Source organism: Streptomyces sp. NPDC090088 (assembly GCF_044747345.1).
Lineage (GTDB): Bacteria > Actinomycetota > Actinomycetes > Streptomycetales > Streptomycetaceae > Streptomyces.
This window is the reverse complement of sequence record NZ_JBIVDZ010000004.1, coordinates 684,242-707,144: the sequence shown is the minus strand read 5'-3', so window position 1 is coordinate 707,144 and position 22,903 is coordinate 684,242. Positions and strand designations below refer to the sequence as shown.

20 protein-coding genes are annotated in these 22,903 nt (G+C 71.0%); 15 read left to right on the top strand and 5 right to left on the bottom strand.

The features are described 5' to 3' along the window. The first annotated feature begins 281 nt into the window (after positions 1 to 281). The 4 genes from ACIPSJ_RS23165 to ACIPSJ_RS23150 all read left to right on the top strand — a co-directional run bounded on the left by ACIPSJ_RS23165 (position 282) and on the right by ACIPSJ_RS23150 (position 5,115). On the top strand, positions 282 to 1,319 hold the full coding sequence (locus ACIPSJ_RS23165) for an isopenicillin N synthase family dioxygenase (RefSeq protein WP_401348328.1): 1,038 nt from the start codon (positions 282 to 284) through the stop codon (positions 1,317 to 1,319). Continuing rightward, complete coding sequence (locus ACIPSJ_RS23160) at positions 1,316 to 2,620, top strand: O-acetylhomoserine aminocarboxypropyltransferase/cysteine synthase family protein (protein WP_401348326.1); 1,305 nt, start codon at positions 1,316 to 1,318, stop codon at positions 2,618 to 2,620. Before ACIPSJ_RS23165 ends, ACIPSJ_RS23160 begins: the two co-directional genes overlap by 4 nt. Positions 2,621 to 3,036: 416 nt before the next feature. After that, entirely contained in the window at positions 3,037 to 3,378 is a 342-nt protein-coding gene (locus tag ACIPSJ_RS23155; RefSeq protein ID WP_359223622.1) for a hypothetical protein, read from the top strand. Between the two features lie 108 nt (positions 3,379 to 3,486). Then, positions 3,487 to 5,115: a cytochrome bc complex cytochrome b subunit gene (locus ACIPSJ_RS23150; protein WP_401348323.1), complete on the top strand. Its 1,629-nt coding sequence runs from the start codon at positions 3,487 to 3,489 to the stop codon at positions 5,113 to 5,115. Between the two features lie 103 nt (positions 5,116 to 5,218). Here the strand turns inward: ACIPSJ_RS23150 and ACIPSJ_RS23145 are convergent, their stop codons facing one another. Both ACIPSJ_RS23145 and ACIPSJ_RS23140 read right to left on the bottom strand, forming a co-directional pair. Further along, positions 5,219 to 5,965 carry an SDR family oxidoreductase gene (locus ACIPSJ_RS23145; protein ID WP_401348321.1) on the bottom strand — a complete coding sequence of 249 codons (747 nt, stop codon included), beginning with the start codon at positions 5,963 to 5,965 and terminating at the stop codon, positions 5,219 to 5,221. 110 nt (positions 5,966 to 6,075) lie between these two features. Next, a complete protein-coding gene (locus ACIPSJ_RS23140) occupies positions 6,076 to 6,972 on the bottom strand; it encodes an RNA polymerase sigma-70 factor (protein ID WP_359223628.1) in 897 nt (298 codons plus the stop codon). 204 nt (positions 6,973 to 7,176) lie between these two features. On the opposite strand from ACIPSJ_RS23140, the gene ACIPSJ_RS23135 reads away from it, so the two are divergent. Then, positions 7,177 to 7,620, top strand: coding sequence for a cupin domain-containing protein (locus ACIPSJ_RS23135; protein WP_401348319.1), 444 nt, complete (start codon positions 7,177 to 7,179; stop codon positions 7,618 to 7,620). A 195-nt stretch (positions 7,621 to 7,815) separates the two neighbouring features. Next, positions 7,816 to 9,429, top strand: coding sequence for a purple acid phosphatase family protein (locus ACIPSJ_RS23130; protein ID WP_401348317.1), 1,614 nt, complete (start codon positions 7,816 to 7,818; stop codon positions 9,427 to 9,429). 101 nt (positions 9,430 to 9,530) lie between these two features. On the opposite strand, the gene ACIPSJ_RS23125 is transcribed toward ACIPSJ_RS23130, so the two are convergent. Together ACIPSJ_RS23125 and ACIPSJ_RS23120 are read right to left on the bottom strand one after the other, a co-directional pair. Next, positions 9,531 to 10,559 (bottom strand): LacI family DNA-binding transcriptional regulator, encoded by a 1,029-nt coding sequence (locus tag ACIPSJ_RS23125; protein WP_401348314.1) that lies wholly within the window; start codon positions 10,557 to 10,559, stop codon positions 9,531 to 9,533. A gap of 89 nt (positions 10,560 to 10,648) precedes the next feature. Next, positions 10,649 to 12,784, bottom strand: coding sequence for an RICIN domain-containing protein (locus ACIPSJ_RS23120; RefSeq protein WP_401348312.1), 2,136 nt, complete (start codon positions 12,782 to 12,784; stop codon positions 10,649 to 10,651). A 349-nt stretch (positions 12,785 to 13,133) separates the two neighbouring features. On the opposite strand from ACIPSJ_RS23120, the gene ACIPSJ_RS23115 reads away from it, so the two are divergent. The 5 genes from ACIPSJ_RS23115 (at position 13,134) to ACIPSJ_RS23095 (ending at position 19,403) form a co-directional block, all read left to right on the top strand. Beyond that, complete coding sequence (locus tag ACIPSJ_RS23115) at positions 13,134 to 14,006, top strand: alpha/beta fold hydrolase (protein ID WP_401348311.1); 873 nt, start codon at positions 13,134 to 13,136, stop codon at positions 14,004 to 14,006. Positions 14,007 to 14,164: 158 nt separating this feature from the next. Further along, positions 14,165 to 15,283, top strand: coding sequence for a DUF3500 domain-containing protein (locus ACIPSJ_RS23110; RefSeq protein ID WP_401348309.1), 1,119 nt, complete (start codon positions 14,165 to 14,167; stop codon positions 15,281 to 15,283). Beyond that, positions 15,283 to 16,644, top strand: a complete 1,362-nt coding sequence (locus ACIPSJ_RS23105; protein ID WP_401348307.1) for a HupE/UreJ family protein — start codon at positions 15,283 to 15,285, stop codon at positions 16,642 to 16,644. Before ACIPSJ_RS23110 ends, ACIPSJ_RS23105 begins: the two co-directional genes overlap by 1 nt. An 87-nt stretch (positions 16,645 to 16,731) precedes the next feature. Next, positions 16,732 to 18,150 carry a lamin tail domain-containing protein gene (locus ACIPSJ_RS23100; protein ID WP_401348305.1) on the top strand — a complete coding sequence of 473 codons (1,419 nt, stop codon included), beginning with the start codon at positions 16,732 to 16,734 and terminating at the stop codon, positions 18,148 to 18,150. Positions 18,151 to 18,317: 167 nt separating this feature from the next. Continuing rightward, a complete protein-coding gene (locus ACIPSJ_RS23095) occupies positions 18,318 to 19,403 on the top strand; it encodes a hypothetical protein (RefSeq protein WP_401348303.1) in 1,086 nt (361 codons plus the stop codon). Positions 19,404 to 19,418: 15 nt separating this feature from the next. Here ACIPSJ_RS23095 and ACIPSJ_RS23090 read toward each other — a convergent pair whose 3' ends face one another. Further along, a complete protein-coding gene (locus ACIPSJ_RS23090) occupies positions 19,419 to 20,081 on the bottom strand; it encodes a TetR/AcrR family transcriptional regulator (protein WP_401348300.1) in 663 nt (220 codons plus the stop codon). A 110-nt stretch (positions 20,082 to 20,191) separates the two neighbouring features. Between ACIPSJ_RS23090 and ACIPSJ_RS23085 the strand changes: the two genes are divergently transcribed. The 4 genes from ACIPSJ_RS23085 (at position 20,192) to ACIPSJ_RS23070 (ending at position 22,873) form a co-directional block, all read left to right on the top strand. Further along, positions 20,192 to 20,920, top strand: a complete 729-nt coding sequence (locus ACIPSJ_RS23085) for an SDR family NAD(P)-dependent oxidoreductase (RefSeq protein ID WP_401348298.1) — start codon at positions 20,192 to 20,194, stop codon at positions 20,918 to 20,920. Next, positions 20,917 to 21,096 (top strand): hypothetical protein, encoded by a 180-nt coding sequence (locus ACIPSJ_RS23080; protein WP_401348297.1) that lies wholly within the window; start codon positions 20,917 to 20,919, stop codon positions 21,094 to 21,096. The genes ACIPSJ_RS23085 and ACIPSJ_RS23080 overlap by 4 nt, the downstream gene beginning before the upstream one ends. Continuing rightward, entirely contained in the window at positions 21,093 to 21,755 is a 663-nt protein-coding gene (locus ACIPSJ_RS23075; RefSeq protein ID WP_359212346.1) for a DsbA family oxidoreductase, read from the top strand. The genes ACIPSJ_RS23080 and ACIPSJ_RS23075 overlap by 4 nt, the downstream gene beginning before the upstream one ends. Before the next feature lie 92 nt (positions 21,756 to 21,847). After that, positions 21,848 to 22,873, top strand: a complete 1,026-nt coding sequence (locus ACIPSJ_RS23070) for an alcohol dehydrogenase (protein ID WP_401348295.1) — start codon at positions 21,848 to 21,850, stop codon at positions 22,871 to 22,873. The last annotated feature ends 30 nt before the right edge of the window (positions 22,874 to 22,903 follow it).

Genomic DNA, 22,903 nt, shown 5'->3' with positions numbered 1-22,903 from the left:
TCGCCCGCCCGGACGCGTGGTGGACGCGTCCTTGCCGGGTGTGCTTTGATCCGGCCATGGAGACCACTGGCCCGGCACACACGGTGCTGCTCGACCCGTTCTGGGCGAGCCGCCGCGCCGACCAGTTCGACCAGGTCTGTTGCTGATCGCCGTCCCACGGCTCGTCGCGACCTCGTTCCCCTCTCTCCGCCTGCTCCTCCTTCCGTCCGCCCTCGGTCAGAGCCCGTCCCTCCGGGCGGCCGTGCGGGGCGGTCGGCTGCCGTTGCCGCGAAGGAACCCTCATGGCCCAGCCCCCAGCCCTGCCCGTCATCGACATCTCCCGGTTCCGGGACCGGAACGCCGAGGAAGCCGACCGCACCGCCTTTCTCGCCCAACTCCGGGCCGCGGCCCACGAGGTGGGCTTCTTCTACGTCACCGGCCATGGCGTGTCGGCCGCCCTGCGGGACGAGGTGCTGGCCGCGGGACGCGCCTTCTTCGCCCTGCCCGAGGAGCAGCGGCTGGAGATCGAGAACGTCAACTCGCCCCAGTTCCGCGGCTATACGCGCACCGGGACCGAGTACACGGCGGGCAGTGCCGACTGGCGGGAGCAGATCGACATCGGCCCGGAGCGCGCGGCGGTGGAGACCGGCCCGGACGATCCCGACCACCTGCGCCTGATCGGCCCCAACCAGTGGCCGTCCGCGCTCCCGGAGCTCAAGGACATCGTGCTGCGCTGGCAGGCGGAGGCGCTGCGGGTCAGCCGGGAGGTGCTGCGGGCCCTGGCGGCCGCGCTCGGACAGGACGAGGGCTACTTCGACGAGTGGTTCGACGACGAGGCGGCCGTCCATGTGAAGATCGTGCACTACCCGCCGCGCGCCGCCCGGGACGCCGACCAGGGGGTGGGCGCGCACAAGGACTACGGCTACCTCGCCCTGCTCCAGCAGGACGACGTCGGCGGACTCCAGGTACAGGGCGAGGACGGCGGCTGGATCGACGCGGTGCCGGTGCCCGACGCCTTCGTGTTCAACATCGGCGAGATGCTGGAGATCGCCACCCAGGGCTATCTGAAAGCCACTCGGCACCGGGTCGTCAGCCCGCAGCCGGGTGTCGACCGCTACTCGATCCCGTTCTTCCTCGGTCCCCGCCTCGACGCCGTCGTCAAGCCGCTGAGCCTGCCCGCCGAACTGGCCGTGCTGAGCCGGGGCGTCACCGACGACCCGGACAACCCGCTGCTCGCGGCCTTCGGCGAGAACGCGGTCGTCGGCTGGCTCCGCTCGCATCCGCGGGTCGCCGAACGCTGGTGGTCCGACGTCCTGGCCCGGCGGGAGGGCGGCCGATGACCACCGCCGACTGGGCGTTCGAGACCCGGCAGGTGCACGCCGGCGCGGCCCCCGACCCGGCCACCGGCGCGCGGGCGGTCCCGATCCACGCGACCGCCGGCTATGTCTTCCGGGACACCGGGCACGCCGCCGCGGCCTTCGAACTGGCCGACCTCGCCACCCATGCCTACACCCGGCTGTCGAACCCGACCACCGCGGTGGTGGAGGAGCGGATCGCCGCCCTGGAGGGCGGTTCGGCGGCGGTCGCCGTGGCCAGCGGCCAGGCCGCGACCAGCCTCGCCCTGCTCAACCTGGCCCGCGCGGGCGACCACATCGTGGCCTCGTCGGCCCTGTACGGCGGTACCCGGACCCTGCTGGAGCACACGTTCGCCGATTTCGGCATCGCCGTCACCTTCGTCGACGACCCGGACGACCTAGCCGCCTGGTACACGGCCGTACGGCCCACCACCAAGGCGTTCTTCGGCGAGACCCTCGGCAACCCGCGCGGCAACGTCCTCGACACCGAGGCGGTCGCCCGAATCGCCCACGAGGCCGGTGTCCCGCTCGTCGTCGACAACACCGTGCTCACGCCCTACCTGCTGCGGCCCCTGGACCACGGCGCCGACATCGTCGTGCACTCCACCACCAAGTTCCTCTCCGGCCACGGCACCGGCATCGGCGGGGTCGTCGTGGACAGCGGGCGTTTCGACTTCGGCGCGGACCCCGGCCGCTGGCCCGGACTGACCGGCCCGGACCCGACGTACGGCGGACTCTCCTTCTGGGACTCCTTCGGGGACCTCGGCCTCGCCTACGCGCTGCGCCTGCGCACCCGCCTGGTGCGGGACCTCGGCCCGGCCGTCTCCCCGTTCAACAGCTTCCTGCTCCTGCAGGGCCTGGAGACGCTGAGCCTGCGCGTCGAACGGCACGTCGCCAACGCCCACGCGCTCGCCACCTGGCTGGAGGAACAGCCCCAGGTCACGCGGGTGCACTACGCGGCTCTTCCCTCCAGTCCGTGGCAGACCCAGGCCAAGCGCTATCTGCCGCGCGGCGCCGGAGCGGTGCTCTCCTTCGAACTCGCCGGCGGTCTGGAGGCGGGCCGGCGCTTCGTCGAAGGGGTCCGGCTGTTCAGCCACCTCGCGAACATCGGCGACGTCCGCAGCCTCGTCATCCACCCCGCCTCCACCACCCACGCCCAGCTGGACCCCGCCCAGCAGGCCGCGGCCGGGGTCACCCCCGGTCTGGTGCGGCTGTCGGTCGGCATCGAGGGCGTCCACGACCTGATCGCCGACCTCGCCGACGGACTGAGGGCAGCCACCCTGTGAACCCCACCGCACTCGCCTGAGGAGCCCGAAGCAAGACCCGGGGCCGGCAGAGCGTCGTAGGCCCCCTGCCGGCCTGATCCGTGCACGAAGCCTCCATGGACGAGAACGACGTCGCGCGCTCGCGTACTCATGACGTCTCCTTCGGCGTGTCCGACCGGCGCGATCACGTGAAGAAACCTGGGCGGGGGCCGCCGCGAGCGAATCCGTGAAGTGACGTGGTTCGGCGCCCTTGCGGCTTCCGGTGGAAGTTGTCACGCTGGTGGTTCACACCTTTTGCTCCTCCAGCTCTCCGCGGCGTTCGAGAGATCGCCGGTTCCGACCCGTCCCGGCTCGATACGTTCGTGCGCGCTGCTCTCCCTCGCCGGCGCTGATCGCGACCGGGCCGGACGGCCGCCGCCTCACCTGTGGAGCACACCATGGACACGAGCGAGGAGGCCGCCCGCGGCCTGAGCGACCTCCAGGACTACCTGCACCAGCAGGCCCACCTGCGCGCCGCACGCCGGCGCGTGACGGACTTCACCGCCCGGGAGCCGGGACTGACTCCGGAGCAGCGCACCGACATCGAGCGCTGGTACCTGGAGGAACAGACCTACGTGGCCCGCATGGTGACCGAGCACATCGCCACCAGCATCAACGTGGTGGAACAGCGGCACCGCGCCCGCTTCGGGCAGTGGCTGCGGGGAACGCTGACCGCGATGATCCTGATCACCGTGGCGATGGGGCTGTGCGTCACCATGATCCTCGTCGGCGCCTCGTAGCAGCGGCTCCGCCGGCCCCGGTCGGCCCCGTGTCACAGATCCGGCTCCCGCTCCGTCTCATAGCAGAAGCACGACGTGAGGCGATCGGCGAATGGGGTGCTGGGCATCATGGGGGAGCAGAGCCAGGACGACGATGAGCGACGCGGAGGCACGGGCGAGAAGGTCGCCGACTGGGTTGACGGACGTCTCGGTGTCCAGCGCCTTGTCGGGGCGAAGGCGCGCAGAGCCGCCTTCCCGGACCACTGGTCCTTCCTGCTGGGCGAGATCTGCCTCTACAGCTTCGTCGTGCTCGTCGTCACGGGCGTGTATCTGACGCTGTACTTCCATCCGTCCATGAGCCAGGTCCGGTACGACGGCGGTTATGCCCCGCTGAAGGGCCGGATGGTGTCGGAGGCGTACGACTCGACGCTGCACATCTCCTTCGACGTACGCGGCGGACTGCTGATCCGGCAGGCCCACCACTGGGCGGCACTGGTCTTCGTCGGTGCCGCGCTCGTCCATATGATGCGGGTGTTCTTCACCGGTGCCTTCCGCAAGCCCCGTGAACTGAACTGGCTGTTCGGGTTCCTGCTGCTGGTCCTCGGGATGTTCGGAGGGCTGACGGGATACGACCTGCCGGACGACCTTCTCTCCGGGACCGGACTCGCGGTCGTCAACGGAACGATCCTCTCCGTACCGGTCGTCGGAACCTGTCTCTCGATGTTCCTGTTCGGAGGCGAGTACCCGGGCCCCGACCTGGTGGCCCGCTTCCACACGATCCACGTCCTGATCATCCCGGCCCTCATGGTGGCGCTGCTGACCGCCCATCTGATCCTGATGCTCCGTCACCGGCACACGCAGTACCCCGGTCCCGGACGCATCAACGCGAACGTCGTCGGCCTGCCCGTCCGCGTCCGCGCGGTGAAATCCGCCGGGTTGTTCTTCCTCGTCTCGGGTGTCGTCTTCGCCGTGGCGGCGATCGCGCAGATCAACCCCGTCTGGCAGTACGGCCCCTACCGCACCGACCAGGTCTCGGCCGGGTCCCAGCCCGACTGGTACATGGGCGTGGCGGACGGGCTGCTGCGGGTCATGCCCGGCTGGGAACTCACCTTCCACGGCCACACCCTGGCCCTGGACAACCTGGTTCCGCTGACGGCCGGTGTCGGGCTCTTCCTCGCCCTGGGGGCGTACCCGTTCATCGAGTCCTGGGTGACCGGCGACGACCGCGACCAGCACCTGCTCGACAGACCGCGCAACCGGCCGGTGCGCACGGCGCTCGGCGTCGCCTGGATCGGTTTCTACGCGGTGGCCGTGATCGGTGCCGGGAACGACATCATCGCCACCCGCTTCCATGTCTCCGTCGAATCCGTGACCTGGACGGTCCGCGTCGGCCTCCTCGCCGTTCCCGCCCTCGCCTACGCCGTGACGAAGCGCATCGCCCTCGGCCTGCAGCGCGCGGACCGCGACAAGGTGCTGCACGGCCGTGAGACCGGCGTGGTCAGACGACTGCCGCACGGCGAGTTCGCCGAGGTGCACGAGCCGCTCGGCCGGGAGGAACTCCACCTGCTGACCCAGCACGAGCAGTACCGGCCGATCGGCCCCGGCCCGGACGCCGTCCGCGCACACGGTGCCCGGCGCCTGCGCCGCAGGCTCAGCCGTGGCCTCTACGGCGAGGACACCCAGATCACCAAGGCGACCGTGCGGGAGTACCGGGAGTACCGGGAGTGCGAGGAAATCGCCGGCGAGCACACCCGCTGAAAGCCGCCAGGCCGCCAGGCCGTGGGCGGCTCGGCGGCTCGGCGGCTCGGCGGTGCGGGAGAGCGGCCCCCGCCATCACGGCGGGGGCCGCTCTCCTCGCGGATCACCGCTGCCGTGCGAGCCAGTCGGCGAACCTGACCTCGGCGATGTGCGCGTCCGGGCCGGGCAGGAGCGTGTCGTCCTGGAGTTCGGCGCCCCAGTAGGTGGCCGCCGGGTCCGTGACGATCTTGCGCGGGTCGCCCTGGGCGCTGAGGCCCATCCGGATGAACTCCTCCAGCGAGAACGCCTCGGGGCCGGCGACCTCCACCACGCCGTCGACCGGGGCGCCGACCGCGGCGCGGGCGACGGCGGCGGCCACGTCGTCGGAGACGACGGGCTGGATCCTGGCGTCGGGCAGGCGCACGGTGTCGCCCTCGGTGACCCCGTCGGCGAGCCCCTTCGCGAACTCGAAGAACTGCGTCGCGTGGACGATGGAGTACGGCAGGCCGGACGCCTCGATCAGCTCCTCCTGAGCCTGCTTGGCCCGGAAGTACCCGCTCCCCTGGAGCCGGTCCGTGCCCACCACGGACAGCGCCACATGGTGGGCCACGCCGGCCTCGGCCTCCGCCTTGAGCAGGTTGGCCGTGGAGGCGCGGAAGAAGGCCATGACGGCCTGGTCCTCGAACGACGGGGAATTGGACACGTCGACCACGGCCGAGACGCCCTCCAGGACCTCGGCCAGACCCTCGCCGGTGAGGGTGTTCACGCCGGTACTGGGCGCGGCCGCGACCGCCTCGTGCCCGTGCTCGCGGAGCCCGGCGACCACCTTCGAGCCGATCAGCCCGGTGCCACCGATCACGACGATCTTCATGATGCGTTCCTCTCGGAAGTTTCTGTCTGCACCAGTGGTGACCGGACAGCCGCTTCCGCTGTGACACCGTCGCTGGAGGGCTGACCCCGGCAGGCCGGGGCAGCCGGGGCTCAGCCCTCCAGCGACGCCACGTAGGGCGCCAGCTTGGCCGGGTTCAGCACCCACATGAGGCGTTCGATGCCGCGCTCCGACACATCGGCGGTGAGCAGGGCGACCGCGGTGCCGCCGGCCGAGACCAGCACGGCCGGCCTGCCGTTCGCCTCGACCCAGCGGACCTCCGTCGGCGGCCAGAACCGCGGCGCGAAGGCGACCAGGTACTTGGAGACGTGCGGCAGCCCGACGACCGGGATCCTGGACGCCCCGCGCACCCCGCCGCCGTCGGAGTAGCTGACCACGTCCTCGGTGAGGACCTCCTCCAGCACCGACAGGTCACCGTTCTGCGCCGCGGCGAGGAACACCTCCAGGAACCGCCGGTGCTCGGCGGAACCGACCGGCTCCTTGCGCTCCGCCGCCAGCCGCTTCCGGGCCCGGCTCACCAGCTGGCGCGCGTTGGCCTCGCTGGTCTCCACGATGTCGGCGATCCGCCGGTACGTGTAGTCGAACGCCTCCCGCAGCACGTAGGCGGCCCGTTCCACCGGGTTGAGCTTCTCCAGCAGGAAGAGCACCGCCATGTCGAGCGCCTCCGCGCGCTCCGCGCCCAGCTGCGGATCCGGACTCGTGTCGACGGGCTCCGGAAGCCAGGGACCGACGTAGGACTCCCGGCGCACCCGGGCGGACTGGATGAAGTTGATCGCCAGCCGGGTGGTGACCGTGGTCAGGAACGCGGCCGGTTCCTGGACGACCGCGCGGTCGGCGCCCTGCCAGCGCACCCACGTCTCCTGCACGATGTCCTCGGCCTCGACCGCGCTGCCGATCACGCGGTACGCGATGCCGAAGAGCCGGGGACGCGCCGCCACGAAGTCCTTCGTCGCCTGGTCGAGGGAGTCCGCGTGGTCGTCGGAGCGCATGGATGTCCTCCAGAGTTGGATCATCATCCTACAAGCCGGCCCCTGTGCCGCCCGGCGTACCTCCGGCCGCGCCCGCCCTGCCAGGGATCCCCCGCGTGTCCGGTCGGCGGAGAGAAACGCCGCAGGGGATCCGAAGGGTGAATGCGCCTCCGACCGAGGATGTAGTGGTCCCATGGGGCGGTCGACCTACGGAGGTGGAACACCATGGCGGACAAGGACACGGTGCACGGCACCGGCGGGCAGCCCCGTTCGGAGGGGTGGAAGACGGCCGTGACGTTGCTGCAGGACGCGGCACCGATCACGATTCCCGAGGGCGCCTCGGCGATGACCATTCGGGTGGAGTGGGAGCCCGGCGACCCGGGCACCCCGCCGCACCGCCACTCGGGACCCGCGTTCGGATACGTCCTAGAAGGAGCGGTCCGCTTCGAGCTGGAGGGCGAGCCCGAGCGGGTCGTCGCGGCCGGCGGAACGTTCTGGGAGCCGGGCGGCGACGTCATCCACTACCAGGACGGCAACGCGCTCACCGACGCCAGGACCCGGTTCGTCGTGACCATGATGTGCGCGCCCGGCAAGCCCATGCTGGAGCTGGTCGACGAGCAGGAACTGGCCGAGCGCGCCCATCTGCGCGCCCCACGGCCCACCGGCTGACGAAGCGTCAGGTGGATCCGGGGCGCGAGGGTCAAGGAAGGGGCGGCTGCCGGTAAAGGGACGGGCACGTGTCGGTCTGCGCGGTCTTTTGCCTGACGCGTGAGGGCCGTGTGGTCATGTGGTGTTCATGTGGGAGCAGTTGGGCTGGGCCAGGGTGCGGTCGTTGTCGGCTCAGCTGCACGTCGGGAGGGCGTCATGACCACACAGGCAGACTCGTCAGAGGGCAGATCGCCGGGGGGTTCGGAAGGGTTCAGCCGTCGGCACGCGCTGGGCCTGCTGGGGACCGCGGGGGCGGGCGCCGCCGCCACCGGGCTGCTGGGGGCGGGTACGGCACAGGCCGCGCCGCTCGCGGCCCCGGCCTTCCACCTCACCGCGGACTCCTCCGGTGCGCCCCCCGTCCAGGGCCTGCACCTCACCTTCGGCGCCGACCCGCGCACCCAGATGGCGGTCTCGTGGATCACCGACCGGCCGGTGACCAAGCCCGTCGTCCGCTACGGCACCCTGGAGCACGGCTTCGGATCCACCGCCGCCGCCCGCACCGTCACCTATGTCGACGGCACCTCCAACCGCACCGTCTACGTCCACCACGCCGCCCTGAACCGGCTCTCCCCGGACACGGACTACCTCTACCTCGCCACGCACGAGGGGGCGACCCCCGACAGCGGCACGTTCCGCACCGCTCCGCGCGGACGCAGGCCCGTCACCTTCACCAGCTTCGGCGACCAGTCCGCCCCGCAGGTGACCTGGGCGGCCGACGGCACGGTCGGCCTGGACGCGAACTCCACGCCCGCGACCAAGGACATCGTCACCGGCATCGAGCAGGTCGCCCCGCTGTTCCACCTCCTCAACGGCGACCTCTGCTACGCCAACCTGGACGTGGACCGGGTGCGGACCTGGAACAACTTCTTCACCAACAACACCCGTTCGGCGCGCTTCCGCCCCTGGATGCCCGCGGCCGGAAACCACGAGATCGAGAAGGCCAACGGCCCGCTCGGCCTCGGCGCCTACCAGGCCTACTTCTCCCTCCCCTCCACCGAGACCGACGCCGAACTCGCGGGCCTGTGGTACGCGTTCACGGCCGGTTCGGTCCGGGTGATCGTGCTGCAGAACGACGACAACTGCCTCCAGGACGGCGGCGACGTCTACATCAGCGGCTACTCCGGCGGCCGTCAGCTCGCCTTCCTGGAGAAGGAACTGAAGGCGGCGCGCTCCTCCAGCGACATCGACTGGGTGGTCGTGGCCATGCACCAGGTCATCATCAGCTCCTCGGACGCCAACGGCGCGGACCTCGGCCTGCGCGAGAAGTACGGCCCGCTGTTCGACCGGTACGGCGTCGACCTGGTGCTCTGCGGCCACGAGCACAACTACGAGCGGTCCCTGTCCGTGCGGGGCGTGGTGACGGGCAGCGAGACGCTGACCCCCAACCCGGTGTCCCAGGCCACCGACGACATCGACGCCGGTCTGGGCACCGTGCACATGATCCTCGGCGGCGGAGGCGTCTCGGGCACCACGAACCAGAAGTTCTTCACCGACGGCACCGCCAAGGTGATCACCGCCGTCTCGGCGACGGCCGGCTCCAACGGCAAGCGCACCTCCACCTATGTGAAGGAAGAGGCGGTGTGGGTCGGCGTCCGGGACGTCGAACACCCCTACGGCTTCGCCGCGTTCACCGTCGACCCCGGCCGGCACCCCGGTGACACCACCCGGATGCACATCACGTACTACAACGTGAACAAGCCGAACGGCGAACTCTCCGTCTTCGAGAAGTTCACCCTGCACCGCAAGCGCTCCGACGGCCACGCGGGCTGATCCGTCATCGGCACGGGGGGGGGGGGGGGGGGGGGGGGGGGGGGGCCCGCGCCCCCCCCCCCCCCCCCCTCTCCCGCTGTTCGGACGCGAGGCAGGGAGGTTCAGGCGCGGGGTACGGACGTGGAGGTCCGCAGGACCAGTTCCGTCGCCAGTTCGATGCGCGGGGAGGCCGGCGGGCGGCCCTCGGCGAGCTGCAGCAGGACCCGGGTCGCCTCGTGGCCCAGCTCCTCGAACGGCTGGCGCACCGCGCTCAGCGGCGGGCAGGCCATGGCCGCCACCAGGGTGTCGTCGAACGACATGACCGCGAGGTCGTCGGGGACCCGCAGCCCCTGCTGCCGGGCGGCCTCCAGCACACCGAGCGCCTGCGCGTCGCTGGCCGCGAACACGGCCGTCGGCCGCCGCTCGGCGCGCAGCAGCTGCACGGTGGCGGTGAGCGCCTCGTCGTAGTCGAAGTCGGTGGAGCGCACGATCGCCGGGTCGTAGCCGATGCCCGCCTCCTCCAGCGCCGCCCGGTAGCCGTGCAGCCGGGCCGCGCCGGCCAGCGAGTGCGAGCGGCCCGCGACCATGCCGATCCGGGTGTGGCCGAGACCGAGGAGATGGTTGACCGCGTCCCGGGCACCGCTCCAGTTGGTGACGCCGATGCTCGGGATGTCCGAGGAGGGCGCGCTGAGCGGGTCCACCAGCACCACCGGCAGCTGCCGCTCGACGATCCGGCGCTGGTCGTCCTCGGACAGCATCGAGATCACGATGATCAGTCCTACGGCGTCGAGCGCCACGCACTCCTGGAGCCACTGGGAGATGGACCGCCGGCCGGTGGTCCCGGTGACCACGTCGACGCCGAGTTCGCCGGCCGCGTCCACGATCCCGCGGACCACCTCCAGCGTGTACGGGCCGGACAGGTCCCGGAACACCGTGATGATCTGGCGCGGCGGCGGCACCTCGCGTTCCCACGGGCGCACGTACCCGTGCCGTGCCAGCAGCTCCTCGACCCGGTCGCGCGTCCTCGCACCCACGTCACGGCGCCGGTGCACCACTTTGGACACGGTGCTGAGTGACAGGCCCGCCTCCTGGGCGATGCTCGTCAGCAGACCGTACTGCGCGTCCAGCTGTCCCTTGTCCTGAACGGTCACTCCACGTCCGTTTTCCCGCTCGAATTCCCGCCGCAAGCCAACAGCACCGGGCGCCGGCAGACAAGACCGCGGCGCCCGGTGCTGTGCGACTATGCCCTGCTCCAGACCTGGTTCGTGTTGCCCAGGCCGGTCCACAGCTGGACCTTCGAGCCGTTCGCGGTGCCCGCGTTCGTGACGTCGAGCACCAGACCGTCGGAACGGTTCACCACGGTCCCGTCGACCCGGAACGCCCACTGCTGGCTGGTCTTGCCGTTGCAGGCCCACAGGATGACCTGGGTCCCGGCCGTGGTGCCGTCGCCGTTCGCGGCCAGGCACTTGCCGGAGACCCGCAGCTCGCCCGCGGTGGTCCGGGTGATCGTCTGGTTGGCGTTCCCGGAGCAGGTGTAGATCTGCACCTGGACGCCCGTCGCGCCGTTCGGCACGTCCAGGCACTTGCCGGAGCCGCTGCCCTTCAGCGTGAATGTGGCGTCGGTCGGCAGCGGGTCCTGGACGAGCTGCCACTCCTGGGAACCGTCGCCGGTGGCCGCCTGCACGGTGACGGCGCCGCCCGCGGTGGCACCCGTCATGTACAGGCTGGTGTTCTTCACGGACTGGAGCTTGTAGTAGCCGTTCGTCGTGGAGACGAGCGTCCACTGCTTGTCGGTGCCGCCGTCGTCCACCCACTGGGCCAGCTGCTGCCCGGCCGTGGCCGTGCCGGTCCAGATGCCGGCCGCGCGCCCGCCGGTCTTGTTGAGCAGCGTGACGTTGCCGCCCTTGGTGGTGACGTGCCAGCGCTGGGAGGCGTCGGTGGAGCTGACGGCGCCGGTCACGATGTCGGCGACGTTGCCCGTGAGGTTCGCGTCCTGCGTCTTGCCGCTGGCGGGGCTCAGCGCCTGCCCGGTCAGCCGGTTGACGAGGCTGTAGTAGGCGCCGTCGGACTGCCCGAGGTCGACCTCGGCGTACTTCACCGGACCGACGCTCGTGCCGCTCCAGGACGCCTGGAGGATCAGGACGCGTCCGGTGCCGTCGACGTACTGGAGGCCGCGGCTGTACCCGGCGGCGATCGATGTCTGGTACTGCTTCCAGGTGCCGGTGCTGCTGCCGGACTCGTCGACCCAGACGCTGCCGCTGCCGGCCGCGTCGTAGACGATCCGCCCGTCGGGCAGCGAGGTCAGCACCGGGCTGCCGCCGGTCGCGAGCGCGGCCCCGCCGGACGGCACGGGCAGTGCGGTGACCGCCCCGTCGGTGCCCGCGTAGAACTTCGTCGGGTCGTCCGCGATCCGGTACCGGGTGTTGGTGCCACCGCCCCAGTACTCGTACGTCATCAGCCATTTGCCGTCGGTCGTCGGGACGACCGTCGTCATGCCCGGCCGGCCGCCGCCGATCTCCGTCTTCCCGCTGCCCATGCTCACGGTGGAGCCGGGGACGTCGACGACCGGGCTGCTCCAGGACGTGCTGGTGCCGTCCCAGGTGCGGTGCACCAGGACCTGGCCGCCGGAGTCCGTCGCCGTGGCGTTGTCCGGGTCGAGGGTCGGGGCACCGGTGGCGGTGTCGTAGCCGGTGTAGTCGTTCTCGTCGGAGTAGTAGGCGATCAACTGTCCGTTGTGGGCGAGCAGATGGGGTTCCCAGACCGGGTCGACCTGCTTGTTCGTGTTGGCGGTCGAGGTGCGGCCGATGCTGCCCGCGCTGCCGCCCTGCCAGCTGCCGGCGGCGATGATGTTCTTGAAGCTCCAGGTCGCGCCGTCATCGGTGCTCGCGTACAGGGCCAGCGCCACGTCCTTGCGGTCGCCGTCGCTGGTCGGCGTCCAGCCGGAGTTCGCCGCCTTCTGCTCCTCGTAGTAGTAGTCGTCGCCGGAGACGATGCTCGCGAGCAGCAGCGTGCCGGCACTGAGACCGCCGACGGCCTGCGGGAGCACGTAGAGATACGGGTTCGTCCAGTTGCTCGTGTACTTCGCGTACTGGGAGTCGCCGGACAGATAGGCCGGCGCCTTCACGTCGGCGAGTTTCGCCCAGGTCGTGCCGTCGTCGTCGCTCTTGTACACGGGCATCGTCTGCCCGACCGGAGCGGACTCGCTGTCCTCGAAGGTGGCCACGATGCGCCCGCTCGGCAGCTGCGCCGACTTCGGGTAGAGCACGCACGGGCTCTTGTTGCAGGCGGCGGTGTTCGTCGCCGTGTACAGGTTGGCCGGGCTCGGCTGGTAGGCCGAGGCGTCCGACGCGGAGGCGATGGCCAGTGCCACGCCCATGGCTGCGGCTGTCGCCGCAGCGAGAGCCTTTCTCGCCCATGTCTTCATGAATACCGAAACCCTTTCGCGCCCCGCCGGCTCAGGGAATACGAATGCGGCTCACCGGGCCCTGAGTGGATGGGAGCCAGTATTGGGACGCGGTACCGCCGTGTCACCGGCACGTTTCCGAAACTCTTTCGTATTCGGCCGTCGCCGGGTGTTGACGCCGAGGGCGGGGGTGAGGTGGCGGGCCGGCTGTCGACGGGCCACCCCAGCGCCCCTTCTAACCGGCAAAGTCGAATTGACAGGTTAGCTGTGGTGTGCTCGACTGGATGCGTAACCACTGAAGCGCGACAGAAGGGTTAGGGGCATGACTCCCGTAGTCCATCACCGCACTGCCACCATCGACGGCCTGGACGTCTTCTACCGGGAGGCCGGCGGCCCGGGGGCGCCCGTCGTGGTGCTTCTGCACGGTTTCCCGACCAGCTCGCACATGTTCCGCAACCTGATCCCGGCGCTCGCCGACCGCTACCGCGTGATCGCCCCCGACCACATCGGGTTCGGTCAGTCCGCGATGCCGAGCCCCGAGGACTTCCCGTACACCTTCGACGCCCTCACCGACATCACCGCCGGCCTGCTCGACCGGCTGGGCGTCGACCGGTTCGCGATGTACGTGCAGGACTACGGCGCCCCCATCGGCTGGCGCCTCGCGCTGCGCACCCCGGACCGCGTCACGGCGATCATCACCCAGAACGGCAACGCCTACGAGGAGGGCTTCGTCAAACCCTTCTGGGACGGCGTCTTCGCCTACACCGACAACCCCGGGCCGGACACCGAGGCGGCCATGCGCGGCGCCCTCACCCTGGAGGCGACCCGCTGGCAGTACGTGAACGGCGTCGCCGACCCCAGCCTGGTCAGCCCGGACAACTGGGTGCACGACCAGGCGCTGCTGGACCGCCCCGGCAACGCCGAGATCCAGCTCGGGCTCTTCCGCGACTACCCGACCAACGTCGAGCTCTACCCGCGGGTCCACCAGTACTTCAAGGACTCCCAGGTGCCGCTGCTGGCGGTCTGGGGCGCGAACGACGAGATCTTCGGCCCCGACGGCGCCCGGGCGTTCGCCCGGGACCTGCCCGACGCGGAGATCCACCTCGTCGACTCGGGGCACTTCGCCCTGGAGAGCCACCTGGAGATCATCGCCGCGCACATCCGCGACTTCCTCGCCGAAACTGAAATTCTTTGACGTCGGCCACAGCAAGGCATAGGTGAGTCCGAGTACCGCTCGATGGCATCCATAGCGGTGGGTGGTGGGATTTATCTCGTCCACACAACGGGCGGGATAATTCGGGAACCGGTGCGTTCCCGGAATTCCCGCACTTCTCTCTCGGAGGGACCGTCAAGGTGCCTGAGAACAACACTCACCGCAGGTTAAAGAGCAAGTGGAAGCGCGCCGGCGCGGCCTTCGCCGCGGGCACGGCCCTGCTTTTCGGAGCGGTCTACGTCAACGCGAACGCGGCGACCGGCGATGCCACAGCCACAGCCACGGCTTCCGCCACGGCCACGTCCGGGGCCTCGTCCGGCGTCTCGGACGTGGTCGACGCGGCGAACGCCTTCCTGGACACCCTCGACAGTGACCAACAGGCCGATGTGCTCCTCGACTTCACCCAGGCGAACGCCACCGCCTGGTCGAACCTCCCGTGCGGTGCGACCTGCCGGGTCGGTATCGAGTTCAGCTCCCTCAGCGACACCCAGCTGACCGCGGCCAAGGCGGTGGTCGAGGCCGCGACCGGCACCGGCAGCGACACCGGGTACGACCAGGTCTCCCAGATCCTGGCCGCCGACGACTACCTCGGTGAGACCGCCAGCGGCTACGGCAGCGGCAACTACTACCTGGCCTTCCTCGGCACCCCGAGCACCAGCGGCACCTGGCAGCTGCACTTCGGCGGCCACCACCTCGCGCTCAACCTGACCTACAAGGACGGCGCGGTCGAGGGCTCCACCCCGTACTTCGTCGGCGTGGAGCCGACCACCTGGACCGACGACGACGGCACCTCGTACGCACCCCTGTCCGGGATGTACGACGGGATGAAGGCCATGGTCGACAGCCTGACCACCGACGAGCTGACGGAGGCGAAGCTCTCCGAGTCCTTCAGCGACGTGCTGCTCGGCCCGGACGACGACGGCGGCTTCCCGTCGACCAAGGAAGGGATCTCGGTCGGCGACCTCACCGACGACCAGCAGGCACTGGTCCTCGCCGCGATGAAGCCCTGGGTCGACGTGGCGGACGACGACACCGCCGCGTCCGTGCTGAGCACCTACAAGTCGGAGCTCGACGACACCTACATCGCGTACTCCGGCAGCACCGACCTGAGCGCCCAGGGCGACTACGTGCGCATCGACGGGCCGGGCGTGTGGATCGAGTTCGTCTGCCAGGACGGCGTGGTCTATACGAGCCAGATCCACTACCACACCGTCTACCGCGACCACAGCACCGACTACGGGGGAGAGTTCTCGTTCTGATGAGCCGCCTGCCGATCTCACTGTCGCATGCGCTGCGCATGCTGGCCGGGATCGCGACGGCGGTGACGGCGGCGCTGCTCCTGGCAGCGCCGCCCGCGGTCGCGCATCCCATGCCGCACTCCGTGCTCCTGCTCGACGTGCACGAGACGTCGGTGGCCGCCGAACTGGAGCTGCCGCTCAGCGACTTCTCCCGGGCGAGCGGTATCGACCTGGACGACGACACCACGGCCCGGCAGCTGTCGGCGCGCAGGGCCGAGGTCCGCCGCTACCTGGCCGCCCATGTGCACCCCGCCACCCGCGGGGGCAGGGCCTGGACCGTCACGTTCGGTGCCATGGCGCTGGGCCGGACCGAGCAGACCTCCACCGGTCGCTACCGCGAACTGACCGTCCGGGCCACGCTCACCCCGCCCGCCGGCGGGGACCCGCGCCGGTTCGTCCTCGACTACGACGCCGTCGTCCACCAGGTCGTCACCCACACCGTCCTGGTCTCCGTCCGCCAGGACTGGGCCACCGGAAAGGTGGCGGGCTCGAACGACGCGACCCAGGTCGGGGTCATCCGCACCGACACCCGCACCATGACCGTCGCCCCGCTCGACGTCGACCTGGAGAGCGGAAGCGTCTGGAGCGGGACCTACGCCATGTTCCGGCTCGGCGCCCACCACATTCTCGAAGGCACCGACCATCTGCTGTTCCTGCTCGTCCTGCTGCTGCCCGCGCCCCTGCGGGCGGCCGGAAAACGCTGGAGCGGGCTGGCGGACACCCGGACCGCCGTCGGGCGGATCGGCCGTACCACGCTCGCTTTCACCGTCGGGCATTCCGTCGCGCTCGCCGTGAGCGCCTTCGGCCGTCTCGACATTCCGGCGCAACCGGTCGAGGTGTTCATCGCCTTCAGTATTCTCGTCGGAGCCGTCCACGCGATACGTCCGCTCTTTCCCGGGCGGGAGGCAGTGGTCGCCGGTTTCTTCGGTCTCGGACACGGGCTCGCCTTTTCCCTCACTCTCGCCGAGATGCACCTTTCCACCGGACAATTGGCGCTCAGTCTCGCGGGATTCAATCTCGGCATCGAATGCGTGCAACTGCTGCTGGTGCTGCTCGCCCTCCCGGGCCTGATCTGCCTCACCCGGCTGCCCGGGCAGTCCGCCCTGCGCACGGCCTGCGCGGCACTGACCGCCGTCGCCGCCCTCGGCTGGCTGCTGGACCGCGTCGGCCTGCCCAACCCCGTGGCCCGCGCGGCGGACAGCGCGGGGAGCCACACGTCGGGGCTCCTCCTGGTGCTCGTCACCATCGCCCTCCTGGCCGGCGCCAGGCTGGCCACCACCGGCCGGCCGTGGCGATCTTGGCGGTTCGCTCACCGTTCATAACCCCCTCACCTGGGCGAAGGCGGGAGTTCGGGCCACGCCGGAAAGGTCCTCGCGGCCTGTCAGAACGCATCCCCAGGGACGGATTTCGTGACCGATTCACGCGCTCGCCGGTGGCGCCGCAGCCTCCGTCTGTTCCTCGTCGCCGTCGCCGGACCGACACTCGCCGTCGGTGCCCTGACGGCGTCCCCCGCCCACGCGGCGGCGGCCGACGACATCCGGATCAACGAGGTGGTGACCACCGGCAGCGTCAACGACTCGGTGGAGCTCTACAACAAGGGCACCGCCACGGTGGACCTCTCCGGCTGGATCCTCAAGGACGACAACAACAGCTCGAAGTACGCGATAGCCTCCGGGACCACGCTCGCCCCCGGCGGCTTCGTGGCCTTCGACGTGCACAACGCCTTCGGTCTTGGCTCCTCCGACCAGGCGCGGCTCTACCTCGCGGACGGCACCACCCTGGTCGACAGCTTCAGCTGGACCTCGCACTCCGACCCGTCGTGGTCGCGCTGCCCCGACGGCACCGGTTCCTTCGGCTCGGCCGCCCTGACCCTGGGCGCCGCCAACGACTGCGACAGCAGCGGTCTGTCGGCGACCGCGTGGCCGGGCGGCAGCTCGGTCGCCACCGCCGACACCAAGAACGCCTTCGGCTCCGACATGAGCGGCCTCTACCAGGAGGGGAGCGTCCTGTGGGCGGCGCAGAACAGCGGCAAGCTGTGGCGGCTGGTGCCGGACGGCACGACCGCCTGGAAGGCCGACACCGGCAACGGCTGGACCTCCGGCAAGACCCTGAAGTTCCCGGGCGGTTCCGGCACCCCTGACGACGAGGGCGTCACCCTGACGGGCTCCGGCTCCAGCGGGGGCGTGTACGTGGCGAGCGAGCGCAACGCGGACTCCTCCGGCACCAGTCGGCTGTCCGTCCTCAAGTACGACGTGAGCGGCACCGCCACCACGATCAGCGCCTCCACCGAGTGGAACCTGACCTCCGACCTGCCGTCGGTGGGCTCCAACCTCGGCCTGGAGGCCATCACCTGGGTCCCGGACGCCACCCTGACCGCCGCCGGCTTCAAGGACGCCGCCACCGGCGCGGCCTACAACCCCGGCGGCTACGCCTCGCACACCGGCGGGGTCTTCTTCGTCGGCGTCGAGGGCACCGGCATGATCTACGGCTACGTCCTCAAGGACGACGGCACGTACACCCGCGTCGCGTCCGTCAGCAGCGGCATGGACGGCGTCATGGAACTCCAGTGGGAGCCGCAGGCCTCCCGCCTCTGGGTGGTCTGCGACGACACCTGCTCCGGCCAGCACCGCACCATGGCGATCAACTCGTCCGGCGTCCTCGCCGCCACGGCGATCCACAACCGTCCGGCCGGCATGAGCAACTACAACAACGAGGGCTTCGCCGTCTCCGGTTCCGACGCGTGCAGCAGCGGCACCAAGCCCGTGTGGTGGTCCGACGACAGCAACGACAGCGGACACGCGCTGCGCCGGGGCACGATCACCTGCTGAGCCCCTGCCGCCGCGCCGACAGCGCGCTGTATCGTACCCGCGGCACCACCCGCACCACCGGCACATAGCGTCAACTCCCTTACCGGCACGTCGAGTTCACCGACGTGCCGGTTCCTTATCGCGCTTCCGGAGGAACCGTGGCAACCAGCCGCCCCCACCGTTCTCGTGTGCCTCTGACCCGACGCAGATCCCTCGCCCTGACGGCCGCCCTCGCCGCCCTGTGCGGTCTCGCCCTCACCCGGCCCACCCCGGCCCGCGCGGACGCCGCCGCCGACCGCGCCGCCCTCGCCCAGTGGTGGGCCCCCGTGAACTTCCAGGACGTCGACTCCACCGGCGAGACCGCGCTCGGCGGCAAGTCCGACTACCTCACCTCGTACGACTACGACGGCGACCTCAACGGCCGGAACAACTGGGAGGACACCAGCCAGTCCCCGCTCGCCGCCCACGTCTACTACTCGGTCGTGCAGACCCCGTCCTTCTCCTACCTGCTGTACACCTACTTCCACCCCCGTGACTGGTCGGACGGAGTCCTCGACAACTACCAGGAGGACCTGACCGAGCACGAGAACGACGCCGAGGGCGTCCTCGTGGTGGTGGCGAACGACGGTTCGGCGCACGGCCGGTTGAAGGCCGCCGTCACCGTCGCGCACAGCAACTTCTACTCCTGGGTGCCCTCCGGCAGCGACTTCACCAGCGGCCAGGAGAGCGTCGACGGCACCCTGAAGCTCCAGGGCGACCCGCACGACGACGGCCACGGCCGCCCGTTCACCACCCAGCAGCCCAACACCCATGCCACGTGGGCCGAGGGATACCTCTCCAAGGAACGCGACCAGTACGCGAACGGCGACGGCATCGTCTACTACCCCGGCGCCACCGCCGAGGTGCCCTCCGGCTCCGACGACCGGGACGTGCAGTACACGCTGACCGACGTCTTCGCCTCCGGCGGCATGTGGGACAAGCGCACGCTGACAACGTTGTTCGCGACCACCAGCAACTTCGCCGGGGACGACAGCTCCAACCCCTACGGCACCGAGTGCGGCGAGGGCGGTGTCCTCGGCCCGGCCAACGGCGCCTGCGACACCGACGCGGCCAACCCGCCCTGGGCCTGGGACGACGCCGACGACCTGCCCGGCCGGGGCTACCTCGCCACCAACCCCGCCGAACTCGTCTGGGACTACTTCGACTGGCCCGGCAAGCCCTCCGCGCCCGACCTCGCCTACACCTGGGACCAGTACAACGGCATCACCTCCTGACCGGGAGGCCCCGCGCTACCGCGCCCCGGCCAGGTTCGTCATCACCCGGTTCAGCTGCTCCTCGGACAGCGGGGGCGCGGGCAGCGGGTGGGCCGCCTCGGTACGCAGGCCGTCGAGCACGAAGGCGATCCCCCGGCGCCAGGCGTCGGGGGCGCTGTCCTTGGCGGCCCGGGACAGCAGGGCGTTGGTGCCGAAGACGAACAGCAGGTCCGCGTGGGTGAAGTCGGGCCGCAGGGCGCCGGCCCGCTGCGCGCGCTCGATGACGCGCGACGCCGCGGCGTGCGAGCGCTCACACACGGACATCAGGCGGGTGGCGTCCGGATAGCGGCCGGTGACCACGTCGCTGATCGCGGGGTCGGTGACCTGGAGTTCGCAGATCGTCTCGATGTAGTAGGCGAAGCCCTCCCAGGCGTCCTCGTGGTCCAGGGCCTGCCGGCCCGCCCGGTCGAGCCGCTCCGCGGCCAGGTCGGCGACCACCTCGTCGATCAGCGCCTCCCGGGTGCCGAAGAGGTTGTAGAGGGTGCCGTGGCTGACGCCGGCCCGGCGGGCGATCTCCTTCAGCGGAGCCTGGAGGCCGCGCTCCCGGAAGAGCTCGGCCGCCGCGGCTCGCAGCTTCTCCGCGTTGCGTTGGGCGTCGGCCCGCATCCGCCGTTCCTCCTCGTGTGGTCGGGGGTCCATGGTCCCATCCTCGCCACCGACTAACTTGACCCGCTGGTCAGGTTATGTGTTACGGTCGCCGTCATAAATTGACCCTCAGGTCAAGATAGCTTCGGAGGCAAGGAGAAACCATGTCCAAAGTGATCGCCGTCTTCGGCGCCGGATCCGGCCTGGGCGCGTCCGTCGCCCGCCGTTTCGGCAAGGAGGGCTTCCGGGTCGCCCTGGTGGCCCGCCGCAAGGAGCGGCTCGACGCCCTCGTGGCGGGGCTCGCGGACGAGGGCGTCGAGGCCGCCGCCTTCCCCGCCGACCTGTCCGACCCCACCGGCGTGCCCGCCCTGGTGGACGCGATCCGGGACCGCTTCGGCCGGATCGACGTCGTCGAGTACGGCCCGATCGGCGCCGACGCGGCCTTCACCCCTGCCGCCCGGCTGGACGCGGCCACCGTGGAGTCGTACACCCGGCTGCTCCTGCTGACCCCGGTCGAGCTGTTCCGCGCGGTGCTCCCCGAGCTCACCGAACGCGGCGCCGGCGCCCTCCTGATGACCACCGGCTTCACGGCCGTACAGCCGATGGCGCAGCTCAGCGGCCCGGGCCCGGCGATGGCCGCCGCCCGCAACTACGTGTACTCCCTCAACGCCGAACTCGCCGGCACCGGCGTCCACGCCGGCACCCTCTCCATCGCCGCCCTGATCACCGGCAGCGAGCAGGCCGAGGCAGCCGTCAAGGCCCAGGAGGACGTCCGGGCCACCGGTATGGAGGTGCCCGTCGTCCACCCCGACGAACTCGCCGAGCACTACTGGGACATGTACACCCGCCGCGACCGCGTCGAGCAGGTCCACCCCGCGGCGGCCGCCGTATGAGCGCCGCCCAGGTGACGCAGCGGGACCACCCGGTGGCCGACGCCCCGCGGCACGACGCCACCGCCCCCGGCGGCCTCCCGGAAAGCGGTGTTCCGGACGCCGCGGAGGCCCCCGCCCTCACGGTCCTCGGCTCCGACGCCGCCGCCGTCTGCACGGACGGGGTGTGCACGCTGTGACGACGCTCCGCATCGACGTGTGGTCCGACGTCGTCTGCCCCTGGTGCTACATCGGCAAGCGGCGCCTGGAGACCGCCCTCGGCCGGTTCGAGCACGCCGACGAGGTCGAGGTGCACTGGCACAGCTTCCAGCTCGACCCCGCCCACCCCAGGGGCGACCGCCGGCCCGTCCTGGACACGCTCGCCCGCAAGACCGGGGCGCCGCCCGCCCAGCTGCGGGCCATGATCCGCCAGGTCACCGAGCTCGCCGCCGCCGAGGGGCTGCGCTACGACCTCGAACGCGCCGTCGCCGTCAACACCGTCGACGCCCACCGGCTGAGCCACCTCGCCGGGGCACACGGGCTGGGGGCCGAGATGCACGAGCGGCTGCTCCGCGCCCACCTGGGCGAGGGCGAGGCCGTCGACGACCCCGACACCCTGGTGCGGCTCGGCGGCGAGGTCGGCGTCCCCGAGGACGAGATCCGGCGGACGCTCGCAGGCGACGCCTACGAGGCGGCGGTCGCGGCCGACGTCCGCGAGGCCCGCCGGTACGGCGCCACCGGCGTGCCGTTCTTCGTTCTCGACCGCACCTACGGCCTCTCCGGCGCCCAGCCGGCCGACACGTTTCTCGCCGCCCTGCGCACCGCCCGCGCGGGCACCGCGGGGGCGGCGCGGCACTGACCGGGGCTCGACGCGCGCGAACGGTCCGGAGCTGGTGTGCTGGGTGAGGGGGTTTTCGGACCGTTCCCGTCGACCCGTTCCGGGAGAGCCGTATGAGTACCTACCGAGTCGCGCAGGTGGCCGCCGAGAGCGGGCCGTTCGAGATCGTCGAGCGGGAGGTGCCGAAGCCGGGTCCCGGGCAGGTGCGGATCGCCGTGGAGGCCTGCGGGATCTGCCACAGCGACGCCTTCTTCGTCTCCGCCGCGCTGCCGGGCATCACGTTCCCGGTGGTCCCGGGCCATGAGATCGCCGGCCGGATCGAGGAACTCGGCGAGGGCATCGAGCACTGGGGCTGGCAGGTCGGCGACCGGGTGGGGGTCGGCTGGTTCGGCGGCAGCTGCGGCCACTGCAAGCCCTGCAGGCAGGGCGACTTCATCGTCTGCGAGAACCTGAAGGTGCCCGGCTGGACCTACCACGGCGGCTTCGGCGAGCAGGTGATCGCCCCGGTCGACGCCCTGGCCCGCATCCCCGACGGGCTGACCTCGGCCGACGCCGCACCCCTGGGCTGCGCGGGCGTGACGACCTTCAACGGGCTGCGGCGCAGCCCCGCCGAACCCGGTGACCTGGTCGCCGTCGTGGGCCTCGGCGGGCTCGGCCACCTCGGCGTGAAGTACGCCGTGGCGATGGGCTTCGAGACGGTGGCCGTCGCCCGCGGCGCCGAGAAGGCCGACTTCGCCAAGCAGCTCGGCGCGCACCACTACGTCGACTCCACGGCCCCGACCCCCGTCGCGGAGGCCCTCCAGTCGCTCGGCGGCGCCAAGGTCGTGCTCGCCACCGCGGGCAACTCCCAGGCGATCACGGCGGCCGTGGACGGACTGGCCCCCCGGGGCGAACTCGTGGTGATCGGCGCCGACCCCGAACCCCTCGGGATCAGCCCGCTCCAGCTGCTCTTGACCGGCCGGGTGGTCCGCGGCCACCCCTCCGGCACCGCGCAGGACGTGCAGGACACCATGGAGTTCAGCGCCCTGCACGGAATCCGCCCGACGATCGAGACCGTACCGCTGGAACAGGCCGGCGAGGCCTTCCAGAAGATGATGACCGGGGGCGCGCGGTTCCGGATGGTGATCACCTACGAGTGACCGGTCCCGGATTCCGGTGATGACTTCCGT